General features: G+C 58.4%; 9 protein-coding genes and 1 pseudogene. 2 read left to right on the top strand and 8 right to left on the bottom strand.

Going from position 1 to position 12,312, the window contains the following annotated elements:
* Nucleotides 1-42: 42 nt before the first annotated feature.
* The 5 genes from WG915_RS02780 to WG915_RS02760 all read right to left on the bottom strand — a co-directional run bounded on the left by WG915_RS02780 (nt 43) and on the right by WG915_RS02760 (nt 5,947).
* Nucleotides 43-1,014: an LLM class flavin-dependent oxidoreductase gene (locus WG915_RS02780; protein ID WP_339563837.1), complete on the bottom strand. Its 972-nt coding sequence runs from the start codon at nt 1,012-1,014 to the stop codon at nt 43-45.
* Between the two features lie 218 nt (nt 1,015-1,232).
* A complete protein-coding gene (locus WG915_RS02775) occupies nt 1,233-2,210 on the bottom strand; it encodes a ribose-phosphate diphosphokinase (protein WP_339563836.1) in 978 nt (325 codons plus the stop codon).
* Nucleotides 2,211-2,221: 11 nt separating this feature from the next.
* Nucleotides 2,222-3,685, bottom strand: a complete 1,464-nt coding sequence (glmU, locus tag WG915_RS02770; RefSeq protein ID WP_339563835.1) for a bifunctional UDP-N-acetylglucosamine diphosphorylase/glucosamine-1-phosphate N-acetyltransferase GlmU — start codon at nt 3,683-3,685, stop codon at nt 2,222-2,224.
* Between the two features lie 135 nt (nt 3,686-3,820).
* Nucleotides 3,821-5,035: an MFS transporter gene (locus tag WG915_RS02765; protein WP_339563964.1), complete on the bottom strand. Its 1,215-nt coding sequence runs from the start codon at nt 5,033-5,035 to the stop codon at nt 3,821-3,823.
* 87 nt (nt 5,036-5,122) lie between these two features.
* Complete coding sequence (locus WG915_RS02760; RefSeq protein ID WP_339563834.1) at nt 5,123-5,947, bottom strand: hypothetical protein; 825 nt, start codon at nt 5,945-5,947, stop codon at nt 5,123-5,125.
* A gap of 435 nt (nt 5,948-6,382) precedes the next feature.
* Between WG915_RS02760 and WG915_RS02755 the strand changes: the two genes are divergently transcribed.
* Nucleotides 6,383-6,994: a TetR/AcrR family transcriptional regulator gene (locus WG915_RS02755; RefSeq protein WP_339563833.1), complete on the top strand. Its 612-nt coding sequence runs from the start codon at nt 6,383-6,385 to the stop codon at nt 6,992-6,994.
* Nucleotides 6,991-10,602, top strand: a complete 3,612-nt coding sequence (gene mfd, locus WG915_RS02750; RefSeq protein WP_339563832.1) for a transcription-repair coupling factor — start codon at nt 6,991-6,993, stop codon at nt 10,600-10,602. Before WG915_RS02755 ends, mfd begins: the two co-directional genes overlap by 4 nt.
* A gap of 101 nt (nt 10,603-10,703) precedes the next feature.
* Here mfd and WG915_RS02745 read toward each other — a convergent pair whose 3' ends face one another.
* The 3 genes and pseudogenes from WG915_RS02745 to WG915_RS11580 all read right to left on the bottom strand — a co-directional run.
* A complete protein-coding gene (locus WG915_RS02745) occupies nt 10,704-11,342 on the bottom strand; it encodes a response regulator transcription factor (RefSeq protein WP_339563831.1) in 639 nt (212 codons plus the stop codon).
* The gene (locus WG915_RS02740; RefSeq protein ID WP_339563830.1) at nt 11,339-11,722 is read right to left on the bottom strand and encodes a sensor histidine kinase; all 384 of its coding nucleotides are present in this window, start codon (nt 11,720-11,722) and stop codon (nt 11,339-11,341) included. The genes WG915_RS02745 and WG915_RS02740 overlap by 4 nt, the downstream gene beginning before the upstream one ends.
* 60 nt (nt 11,723-11,782) lie before the next feature.
* Nucleotides 11,783-11,830, bottom strand: a pseudogene (locus WG915_RS11580) (hypothetical protein); the annotation flags it as partial.
* Between the last annotated feature and the right edge of the window lie 482 nt (nt 11,831-12,312).

Raw genomic sequence — 12,312 nt, 5'->3', positions numbered from 1 at the left:
ACGGCCCCTATTAGGTGCCCTCGCCGAGACTGCGAAAGCATATCACGCGCGGAGGTTACCGAGCAATTTCAGCGTGCGCAACTGGCCGTCGAGATGCGGCGACGCCAGTGTGGTGATGATTTCATCTGCGCGGACCTGCTCTGCAAAGCTGCGGTGGTAGTCCGCGACTTGCTCCGGAGTGCCAACAGCGGAGTACTGCAGCATCGAACGGACTTGATCCGCCGCAGGGGAGGACAACAGCAGTTGCTTGTCCGTGGCGCTGAAGCGACGATTGCGTCCTACGAGGGCTTCAACGCGTAGTTGGAAGGCTTCCTCGGCTTCCTGGGTGGCTACCGCTGGATCTTCGGCGCAGATCGTGTTCAGTGCTGCAATGAAATAGGGCTCAGGGTGCTGTTCCGAGGGCTGATAAGCCTCGCGGTAAATTCCTGCTGCGTGCCGGAGATGCGTGGGGGCGAAGTGGCTGGCAAATGCATATGGCAACCCCAGTTGGGCGGCGAGGTTCGCGCCAAAGAAGCTGGAGCCGAGGATATAGAGTGGCACGTTAGTGCCGTGGCCGGGATATGCGTTGACTTCGCGAGGCTGGGAGCTGAGGAGTTCTTGTAGTTCAATGACATCGTCGGGGAAGGTTTCCGAGGCGTTGGGGGAACGACGCAGTGCCCGGAGTGTGGTTTGGTCAGTGCCTGGGGCGCGACCGAGGCCGAGGTCGATGCGTTCGCCGTGCATTTCTTGTAACGTGCCAAACTGCTCCGCAATCACAAGCGGAGAATGATTCGGCAGCATGACGCCGCCTGCACCCAAGCGGATCGTGCTGGTGTGGTCGGCAACGTGTCCGATGAGTACCGCGGTTGCCGACGACGCAATGGTTGGCATGTTGTGGTGCTCCGCGTACCACACGCGTTTGAATCCCTGTTTCTCCGCCTCCTGAGCGATCTTGACTGAGTTACCGATCGCTTCGCTAATCGACGCGCCTTGGCGCAGATGGACGAGGTCGAGGATTGAGACGGGGACGTTCACCGTTACAGACCTTTCTTTCAGCAACTCGGAGCTTTTCTATTCAGCCTATGCCTTTCTCAGCATGAGTGGATGTGATATTCACATCGGACCCGCCTTATGGGCTTCTTCCTAGGGGCAGAGTGGAAAAAATGATGAACTGGGCTGCGAAGACAGAAAACCCGGCTGCCACGCGTTCTGAATCGAACGGGGACCGCCGGGTTTGATGTTGAGAGCAGCTACTAGGCCTGGCCCTCAAAGAGGGTGGTTACAGAGCCGTTCTCGAAGATCTCCTTGATGGTGCGAGCGAGCAAAGGCGCGATCGACAGCACGGTGAGGTTGTCCCAGCCTTCAGTGGACTGCGGCAGAGTATCGGTGGTGATGACTTCCTTGGCGCCACACTGGGAGAGTCGCTCACGGGCTGGATCGGAGAACACGCCGTGGGTGCAGGCGATGATTACATCGGTTGCCCCGGCTTCGCGGAGGACGCCGACGGCGCCGGCGATGGTGCCGCCGGTGTCGATCATGTCGTCGAGAAGCACACAAGTTCTACCTGCGACATCGCCGACAACACGGTTCGCAACAACCTGGTTGGCAACCTCGGTTGAGCGGGTCTTGTGGACGAAAGCCAGCGGGGCATCGCCCAGGGTGTTTGCCCACTTCTCAGCGACCTTCACGCGGCCAGCATCTGGGGAGACAACGCAGATGTTTTCAAGGGAGTAATTTGCCTTGATGTAATCCGTGAGGATCGGCATTGCGTGCATGTGGTCGACCGGGCCGTCGAAGAAGCCCTGGATTTGGTCAGTGTGCAGGTCAACAGACACGATGCGGTCTGCGCCAGCAGCCTTGAGCAGGTCTGCAACCAGCCGAGCGGAAATTGGTTCGCGGCCGCGGTGCTTCTTGTCCTGGCGTGCGTAAGGGTAGAACGGCAGGATTGCGGTGATGCGTTTGGCGGAACCCCGCTTGAGGGCGTCGATCATGATCAGCTGTTCCATCAGCCATTTATTGAGTGGCTGAGTGTGAGACTGGATCACGAAGGCATCGGAACCACGTACCGATTCCTCGAAGCGGACAAAGATCTCGCCGTTAGCGAAATCGCGGGCGGTCATCGGGGTGAGTTCAACACCCAGTTCATCAGCCACAGCTTCGCCGAGTTCCGGGTGTGCACGCCCGGTAAACAGCATCAGGTTCTTATGGCTTTCAGTCCAATGTGCGGTCATAATGACGCAGCTTAGCCTTCCTGCTCGGATTCTTTGGCATCCCGCAAGGCCGCTTCAGCTGCCTCAGCTGCTGCGGTGCCTGGACGCTTCTTCTGGACCCAGCCCTCAATGGTGCGCTGGCGACCTCCGGAAACGACGAGAGCTCCTGGCGGGACATCGTCCTTAATTACTGTACCCGCACCGGAGTAGGCACCATCACCCACGGTCACTGGAGCGATAAACATGGTGTCAGAGCCGGTTCGGACATTGCTACCAACGGTGGTGTGGTGCTTGTTTACGCCGTCGTAATTGACGAAGACAGAAGAAGCGCCGATGTTGGAGTTTTCGCCGATAGTGGCATCACCAACGTAAGTCAGGTGTGGCACCTTAGAGCCGTTTCCGATCTGAGCATTCTTGGTTTCCACGAAGCCGCCCAGTTTGCCCTTCTCACCGAGCTTGGTGCCAGGCCGCAAGTAGGTGAATGGGCCGACCGTTGCTGCTGCGCCGATCTCGGAATCGAAGGCGTGGGTACGGACGACAGCTGCCCCCTCGCCGACGGTGACGTTGACCAGGGTGGTGTCGGGGCCGATCTCGACGTTGTTGCCGATCACAGTCTTGCCGCGGAGCTGTGTGCCGGGGTGGATGATTACGTCTTGGCCAATCTGGACGTCAACATCAATAAACGTGGTCGCCGGATCAATCAGGGTCGCGCCGCCGCGCATAGCGGCGTCGCGGAGACGGACATTCATTTCTGCGTTCATGGCAGCAAGCTGCACGCGGTCGTTCACGCCGGCGATGAGCATGGCGTCGTCAAGCATGTGGCCGCGCACGATCTTGCCCTGGCGGCGTGCAATGCTCACTACGTCGGTGAGGTAGAACTCGCGCTGGGCGTTGTTGGTATCCAGCTGGGTTACGGCCTCGCGCAGCACAGCAGCGTCGAAAGCGTACACGCCCGAGTTGATCTCAGTGATAGCGCGTTGCTCGTCGGTGGCATCTTTCTCCTCCACGATTGCGGTGACGCCCTTAGCATCGCGAACGATGCGACCATAACCCTTCGGAGCGGCAATGTTGGCGGTCAGTACCGTAACGGCAGCATCGTTTCCGTGCTTATCGACGAGTCCGGCTAGGGTCTCCCCGTTGAGCATCGGTACGTCGGAGGTAGTCACCAGCACGGTGCCCTGGAAATCGGCAGGTAGAGCCTCTAGACCGCAAGCTACGGCGTGGCCCGTACCATTTTGTTCTTCCTGAACCGCGGTCTTGACCTCGGAGACACCCAACGCGGGGGTCTCAGCTTCAATGGCCGGCAGGACCTGGTCACGGCAATGCCCAACCACAGCAATCAAGTGCTCGGGATTGAGCTCGGATGCAGCGTGCAATGCATGCGCTAGCATCGTGCGACCTGCAACTTCATGCAGCATCTTCGGCTTAGCGGACTTCATGCGCGTGCCTGCGCCTGCAGCAAGGATCACTACCGCTACCGGATTAGCGTCGGTCATGGGTCTCCGATCTAGGGAAGGGGATTTTATACCCCAATGAATTTACCTTAGACGCGCGCTGGTAGTGGCCTTAACGCTAGAGACGGTGGTTGAGGAATCCAATTAATTGCTGGTAGGAGAACCTGGCTGCGGCAATTAGTGGCCTTGTAATGCGTCTGGGCGGCTGACGTCGGCAAGCGTGCGGGCCGCGAATGCGCCGATAAGCCCTAGTGCGGCCAAAAACAGCAACGCAGCGTGCGGGCCCCAATGGGAAATACCGCCAGAAACCGCGCCGGTGAGCAGCAATACAACACCCATTGCGGTGTTTGCGACAGCCACATAGCGAGTCCGCTTTTCGCCTTCCGCCATGTCAACAACATATGTTTTGCGGCCCACACGAATTGCAGTGTGGATTAGATGGATGAGAAAGAATCCGGCCGGAATGATCCATGAGTTCCAGTCCCGACTTAGCCACAACGAGCTGGCCACAACCGCTGCTAAGACTAAAGACGCAGCGAACGCCCCATGACGCATGACATCCTTTGCGGATCGGTCTGCCCATTTGCCAGCGATTCGCCCGCCGGCAACGGCAGCCACACCCGAAGCCAGCAGGAATGAACCAAGGCTGCTGGGGGCGAGCAAAACCAGAAATGTTGGTGAGAGTGCGGAAACCAAAAGCAATGAGCGGACGATGACGAAGCGCCGAAACGGTGCGTCGTCTTTGAGTAGCTGCCAGGCGTCAGCTATCCAATTGTTTGGAACGTGTTCTGGCGCATTTGACGCGGGCTCGAGAATTGAGTTAAACACCACGCCCGCCAGTAGCCAAGCAACCGCGGAGGCAAAAATGAGCCCTACTAGAACTGAAACCGGTGGCTGCTTGCCTAAAGCCAAAAGCGCTGCTCCGATGGTGAGTACGGCGATTCCACCGGCCATAGTGGCAGTGCCCGTAAGTTGCCCGCGGCGCCCCTTGGCGATGGTACGGCCCTGCACATCCTTTGAAGCTATGGAGCACAACGCGCGACCATTTGCCAGCAATCCCAGGAGCACAATCACCGCGATGCCTAAGCTGAGTCCGGAAAACGCAAGAACGCTCAGCCCGATACCGACGGCAGCCACCCCTTGAATGACCGAGCCTGCGGTCCACACTGTCGTACGGCTTCGCTGCCTTAATACCCACGGGGTGAGTGCGGCTTGCGGAAGCATGGAACCGGATTCCCGGATGGGTACAAGGAGAGCGGAGAAGAACGCCGGCACCCCGGCGGTATGTAAGAGGAAGGGCAATACCGTTTTGGCTGCCACGACTTCGTCTCCAATGCTCTGCAAGCCGTTGGCGAGCACGAATCGACGAGAGTTATGGCGTTCGTTTTCCACGTGAGACATAGTTGATCCATCATAAAACCTGGCATGCGAAAAGCCCCAGCCGAGAGGCTGAGGCTTAGCGCTTAGCTTTAGGGCTGATTATGCGTTGCGACGGCGGATAACCAGGCCTGCGCCTGCTGCGAGCAGCAGTGCGAAGACTGCTACGACCGGAGCTACTGGAAACTCAACGCCGGTGGAAGCAAGCATGCCACGCTTGGCAGGGGCAGCCTTTTGCGTTGGCTGCTGTGCCTTTGGTGCCTTCGGGTCGATACCCTTCTGCGGAGCGTTTGGATCTACACCCTTTTCCGGAGCAGTTGCAGGGGTTGGGGCTGGAGCCGGAGCTGGGGCCGCTTGGCCAGCTGGTTCGGAGGAGCCGCCCGAGCTGAGTGCAGCGGAGCCCAAGGCGAGTGCACCAAGGCCCAAACCGGCGGCAACTGCGCCATCGGAAGATCCAGAAGAACCTGGTTCAGGGGTGGCGGTCGTCGTTGGAGTCGCCGTTGGGGTGATGGTTGGGGTTGGCTCAGCCGTTGGGGTGGCAGTTGGCTCAGCCGGGTTTGGAGCTTCCGTGATGATGATGACGCCCGTAGCGGAAACCGTGCCGACGACAGGGGCCTGACCAGTAGCGGTGACAGTGTAGGTGCCAGGGGTGGTTGGGGTGCCGGAGATGGTGTAAGGCTTAGATCCGGAGAAAGTCATGCCCGCTGGCAAGCCAGATACGGTCACATTGTCTACTGTCTGGACCGACTCGGGGAGAACTACGGTCGCAGCGGTGCCAGCAACGAAGGTCTGAGTGCCGAGGCTAAATTGAGCCTGGGCTACGGAGGTGCCGGTCAAGGCAGGGAAAGTGGCCCCTGCGACGGTCGCAGAGAGGGCTAGTGCGGTTGCGGCGAGTGTGCGGCGTGCGAAGAGAGAGCGAGCGGTCATACGAGTAACTCCTAAATGGAAGGATCTATTTCACTGCTTATTGTCAATGATTTTGTCCTCAAAAGAGCCAGTTGTCTCGGTATTGTTGCAAAAACTTTATATGTCACCAAAGGTGATTGGCGGGAGCAATAATGAGCGCGCTAGCTGGAAATGCCTGGTGGCTTCGGCTGTGGAAGGCCGCAAAAAGGCTGACCCCCTATCCATCCGGAAATGGGAGCCAGCCTATTTTAAAAAGCTTCCCCACCAGGACTCGAACCTAGAATGACGGTACCAAAAACCGTAGTGTTGCCGATTACACCATGGGGAAACGCGGCTTAAAGCTGCTCTAAGCACTCTACATCATCAGGTTTCAAAACCTGAAAAATGGGCCCTAGCTAATGGGATCATCCGGTGCTCACAGGCGCTTCTCCTGGGGGTTCAGCTACAGTCTCTTCTATGAGGAAACAGCGCATGACGGGCAAGGAGCGTCGCGAGCAACTCATTGAGGTCGGCCGTGTGGTGTTTGCGGAGCGTGGGTTCGAAGGAACCAGTGTTGAGGAAGTTGCCGCGCGGGCGCACGTATCCAAGCCGCTCATCTATGAGCATTTTGGTGGTAAAGAGGGGCTCTACGCAGTAATCGTTGATCGGGATATGCAGCTCCTGGAGCAAACGATTACGGAGTCCTTGGTCTCAGGTGGTGCGCGCCAACGTATTGAGCAGGCAGTGATGGCGCTGTTGGGCTTCATTGAGCAACACCCCGACGGATTCCAAATCTTGGTGCGAGATATGACTCCGGGGGACAATCACACCTACTCGACATTGCTCAATGACATTGTGGCCGAGGTTTCGCATATCTTGGCCAATGCGTTTGAGCGCTTAGGCTATAACCCTGATCTTGCAGTGTTGTACGGTCAGGCACTCGTCGGCATGATCTCCATGACGGCGCAGTGGTGGTTGGATGTGCGCGAGCCGTCCAAAGAAGTGGTGGCCAGCCACATTGTTAACCTGTGCTGGAACGGACTGGCGCATTTGGATACCGATCCACAACTTGAACTAGGAGCAAAGTGAGCAAGCTGCATCCCCCGGCATTAGCAGGCCTGTTGAAGGTTGCTGCTCGGGACCCGAAGATCAAAGGGCTCTTGGAGAACGTCGGGGCGCAGCGGCTGCACCTTTCCGGGATAGACCAGGTTCGTCCCTGGGCGTTGGCTGCATTGGCACAGCGTGCCCCGATTCTTGCGGTCACGGCAACTGGGCGTGAAGCGGAAGACCTGGCTGCAGAGCTCAAGGCAATGCTGGGCGATAAGGTGGCGTGGTTTCCGAGCTGGGAAACGCTGCCGCACGAGCGGCTTAGCCCAGGGGCGGACATTATCGGCCGCCGGGCAGAAGTCCTGAGCAGTGTGGATAACCTCCAGATCGTTGTTACCGCAGCTCGTGGCTTCTGCCAACCGATTTTGGAAACCGCGCAGGGGAGAGCGCCCTTAGTCATTGAAACGGCTAAGGACTATGACTTCGAGGAATTGACTCGAGAATTGGTGTTCCGTGCCTATAACCACGTGGACATGGTGGCGCGCCGGGGAGACTTTGCCACTCGGGGCGGCATTATCGACGTCTTTCCTACCACTGCGGAAAACCCCGTGCGCCTGGAATTTTGGGGTGATGAGGTCACCGATATCCGGCAGTTTACTGTCGCGGACCAACGCGCGATCCCGGACCTGGAGCTAGCGAGTGTCCAGATTTTTCCGGCGCGAGAGCTGCTCATTACTGATGACGTCGCAAAGCGCGCTGGCGAGCTTGCGGTGGTACACAACGGTAACGCCGCGCTGGCAGAGCTACTCACCAAGATTTCGGAGAAGCAGCCGGCCGACGGCATGGAGGCGCTGATCCCAGCACTCGTGGACACACCACTGGTGGCTTTACCGCAGCTGATGCCACCGGGCACCCACGTGGTACTGATGAACCCCGAAAAAATCCGCACGCGTGTGACAGATTTGCAGGCTACTGATGCTGAATTCCTGGCGGCAGGATGGGAAGCCGCAGCCATGGGCGCAGATGGGCCGATCGCTGCAGAAGGCCTAGACCTGGCGGCGAGCTCATACCGAAGCTTTGAGTCGCTGATGACCGGCGACATCGTGTGGACTTTCGCTCCGCCGGGAATGGTCTTTGCAGCCGATGAAGATACCCTCCCGCTGGATTTCGAGGCTGCACCCGCCCCTCGGGGTGACGTGAAAGAAATTGACACCCTGATGGCGCTGCTACTTTCGCACACCACATCCGGTGGTAGAGCCGCTTTTATCGCCCCGGCTTCGGGCGCGATCAAACGCATGCAGGAGCGTTTCAAAGAAAAAGGCATCCCAACGAAAATCGCCACACCTGGCTGGCAGCCCTCTGCAGGGGAAGTCACGCTTTATCAGGCGATGTCCCATGCCGGTCTCGTGTTCCCGGGGCCCGAACTCGTGGTGATCACTGAAACTGACCTGACGGGTAACCGCGTTGGGGATATCGCAGGTGCTAAACGACGTCCTGCCCGCAAACGAAACAGGGTAGACCCGCTGGCGCTTAAACCCGGCGACATGGTCGTGCATGAAACCCACGGCATCGGTCGTTTTCTGAAGATGACGGAACGCACGATCAAGACTCCGGATGGCTCGACCTCGCGGCGGGAGTACCTCGTACTCGAATACGCCCCATCACGTCGTGGCGGCCCAGCCGATCAACTGTACGTGCCAATGGATGCGCTGGACATGCTGAGTCGCTACGTGGGCGGCGAGAAACCGACGCTTTCCAAAATGGGTGGCTCGGATTGGAAGAATACGAAGAAGAAAGCTCGCGCAGCAGTTCGTGAGATCGCGGGCGAACTGGTGGAGCTCTATGCCAAGCGGCAGGGCGCGCCGGGGCATGCTTTCGCCCCAGACTCGCCATGGCAGGCCGAGATGGAAGACAATTTCCCCTTCGTGGAAACCGAAGATCAAATGCTAGCGATTGACGCGGTGAAAGGGGACATGGAGAAAGCCGTCCCGATGGACCGTGTCATCGTGGGAGACGTTGGATACGGCAAAACGGAAGTGGCTGTCCGCGCTGCTTTCAAGGCAATCCAGGATGGCAAACAGGTCGCTGTGCTCGTACCCACTACGCTGTTGGCGCAGCAGCACCTTTCCACCTTTGAACAGCGCATGGATGGGTTCCCCGTGACAATCCGGGGGCTATCGCGGTTCACCTCCACCAAAGAGTCACGCGAAACAATCGCAGGTTTGGCCTCTGGTGAAGTGGATATTGTGATCGGCACGCACCGCCTCCTGCAGACGGGCGTGCAGTGGAAAAACCTTGGCCTGGTCATTGTTGACGAGGAGCAGCGTTTCGGCGTGGAGCACAAGGAGCACATTAAGGCGCTGCGGACCGCGGTCGACGTGCTCACTATGTCGGCGACCCCGATCCCACGCACCTTGGAAATGTCCATGGCCGGGATCCGCGAAATGTCCACCATTTTGACCCCACCCGAAGATAGGCACCCAGTGCTCACATACGTGGGGGCGCAGGAAGAAAAGCAGGTCGCGGCTGCCATCAAGCGCGAGCTGCTTCGCGACGGCCAGGTGTTCTTCGTCCACAACAAAGTCTCCACCATTGAGAAAAAGGCCCGTGAGATCCGCGACTTAGTACCCGAAGCCCGCGTGGTGGTAGCGCACGGCCAAATGTCCGAAGATCTGCTAGAGCAAACGGTACAAGGATTCTGGAATCGGGAATATGACGTGCTGGTGTGTACCACGATCGTGGAAACCGGCCTCGACATCGCCAACGCAAACACTCTCATTGTGGAGAATGCGCACCACATGGGACTCTCCCAGCTGCATCAGCTCCGTGGCCGCGTGGGCCGCTCCCGTGAACGCGGCTACGCGTACTTTCTCTATCCGAAAGGATCGACGCTCACTGAAGCTTCTTACGACCGTCTTGCCACCATCGCTCAAAACAACGACCTAGGTGCCGGTATGGCGGTGGCGATGAAAGACCTCGAAATGCGCGGTGCAGGCAATGTCCTCGGTGCGGAGCAATCCGGACACATCGCGGGCGTGGGATTCGACCTCTATGTTCGTCTGGTCGGCGAGGCCGTGGAGGCTTTCCGCGCGATGGCAGATGGCCGGGTCCTCGATGCGACCGACAAAGAACCACGCGAGATTCGCGTCGACCTTCCCGTAGATGCGCATATCCCGGAGAGCTACATCAACTCAGAACGCCTGCGACTTGAGGTCTACCGCAAGCTTGCCGCCTCGACCTCTGAGTCGGACCTAGTGCTCGCGGTAGAGGAAATGGAAGATCGCTACGGCCCAGTCCCCGTGGAGGTCTCCCGGCTGCTCGCGGTTGCACGCCTTCGGCATGTCATGCGATCAGCAGGACTGACGGATATCGCAGTCCAAGGCACCCGCATCAAGGTGCATCCGGTGGAGCTACCTGATTCGAAACAGATTCGGCTCAAGCGCATGTTTCCCGGCGCGACATATCGTGCGGCAGCCCAAGCAATCCAGCTCTCCTTCCCCAAAGCTGGCCGCAACATCAGCGATCCACAGCTACGCGACGTCGAATTAGTTCAGTGGGCAGCAGACTTCATCTCAAAGATGTTCGATGTGCCGACAGTGGACGTCAGCGGAGGAAGTGGCGCGGCATCACGGGTGATTTCTATTAGCTAGTTTGGGTTGGTTGGTCGGTTGAATCTGTCACTTGGTGAGGTTGTTTTCAACGCTTTTTGCGACCTTCCGGAGTGTGAAATTCAGCAGCACAGCCCCGCAACCTAAGACACTACGCCGGCTCTAAAAGCCCAGATCACCAACTGCACTCTCGAAGTCACCCCGACTTTTGCCATTGCGGAGGAAAGATGCGTCTTTACCGTGGATGGCTCGAGAAATAGCTTTTGTCCGATCTCGATGTTGCTTAGTCCTTGTCCAAGGGCGCGAACGCAGTCGATTTCTCGGGGTGTTAGTTCTTTAGGGTCGGTCACCGCTCTGGTTTTCCGGCGCCCGAATTCGGCAATCACCCGGCGAGTGAGCGCTGCGTCGACGAGTCCTTCGCCCGATGCCGCGCGGGTGACTCCTTCGACTAAAACATCCATGGGGGAGTCCTTGAGTAAGACCCCACAAGCGCCGGCTTCGAGGGCCCCGAACACGTACTCATCGAGGTCGAAGGTGGTAATCACGATGACAGCCGGGGGGTCGTTGAGCTTTTGGATTTCAGAAGTCGCCCAAATGCCGTCGCCTTCCGGCATACGAATGTCCATACAAACGACGTCTGGGTTGAGACGAAGTACTGCGGTGAGGGCTTCCTTTCCGGATCCGGCTTCTCCGATGACCGAGATTTTTCCCGTGGCTTCGAAGATTGCTTTGAGGCCTTGGCGGATGAGGGGTTGGTCGTCGACAAGCAAAGCACGGATCATGGTGCGCTCCATTCGAGGGTGACTTCCCATCCTTTGTTGGTGGGGCGGTTGCGGAGCTGCGCGCCGATGGCGGTGGCGCGTTCTGACATACTTCGGCTGCCGCGACCAGTGAATCCGGGGGAAAAGGTGCCGCGGGTGATCACCTGGAGAGCGTTCTGATGCCAGGCGACTTCGACGGGAGCATTCGGTGCGTGCTTGCGCGCGTTTGTTAGTGCTTCTTGGAGGATTCGGTACACGCTGGTGTGGATCTCCGCAGGCAGTTCGGGTGGGGTTCCGGAAACGGAGAGATCCATACCGAGGTCTCGGGACGTAAGTAGCAGCGCAGGAACATCGGCGAGCGTTGGCTGAGGAACGAGGTCTCGCTCAGCGTCGGATGTCACTTCGGAGAGCTGACCGACAGTTGCTCGCACATCGGAAAGGGCTTGAGAGATGCTGGTGGAAACTTGTTCCAAGTGTTCTTCGGCAGCCGCTGTGTTGGATTTGAGCAACGCGCGGGCAGCATTGGTTTGTATCGTGTAACTCGCGAGCGATGCGACTACGTTCCTCCGCAATGGCGTTTCTTTCGGCGAGCTCTGCTTGGGACCTCAGGGATTCATTCAGTTCACGGTTGTTGCGAATCGCTAGGCCGACACCGTAGGCGATCAGTAGCGGAACCACCCAACCAAGCACAGTGAGTACGTTAAATACCGTTGGCGAAAGCTGAGTCATCGGCGGTGTTACCGACGCGCGGAGCATTCCTACTATGAGGCTGAACAGCGCTAACGTCGTGAAATCCCGTGTCTTATGGCGAGAATGCAATGCCAAGGAGACAGCAGCGGCACTCGCAGCGATCCCGTTGAAACCTATAGATGACTCCTGCATAAGCAGGCAGTAGAGCGGCACAGCTGCTTCTGCCAGGGAAATCCCGAGCATCACCCCTAGCGGGAATCGTCGGCGTAGCAGCAGTAGCCCGCATTTGGCAATGATGAAG

This window comes from Corynebacterium sp. H128 (assembly GCF_037482625.1).
Lineage (GTDB): Bacteria > Actinomycetota > Actinomycetes > Mycobacteriales > Mycobacteriaceae > Corynebacterium.
This window is presented reverse-complemented; position numbering and strand designations above follow the sequence as displayed.

Bases quoted from the DNA above. Each gene is read 5' to 3' on its own strand.
- WG915_RS02745 (WP_339563831.1), bottom strand. From the start codon at position 11,342: ATGATCCGTGCTTTGCTTGTCGACGACCAACCCCTCATCCGCCAAGGC.
- glmU (WP_339563835.1), bottom strand. From the start codon at position 3,685: ATGACCGACGCTAATCCGGTAGCGGTAGTGATCCTTGCTGCAGGCGCA.
- WG915_RS02755 (WP_339563833.1), top strand. From the start codon at position 6,383: ATGAGGAAACAGCGCATGACGGGCAAGGAGCGTCGCGAGCAACTCATT.
- WG915_RS02760 (WP_339563834.1), bottom strand. From the start codon at position 5,947: ATGACCGCTCGCTCTCTCTTCGCACGCCGCACACTCGCCGCAACCGCA.
- WG915_RS02775 (WP_339563836.1), bottom strand. From the start codon at position 2,210: ATGACCGCACATTGGACTGAAAGCCATAAGAACCTGATGCTGTTTACC.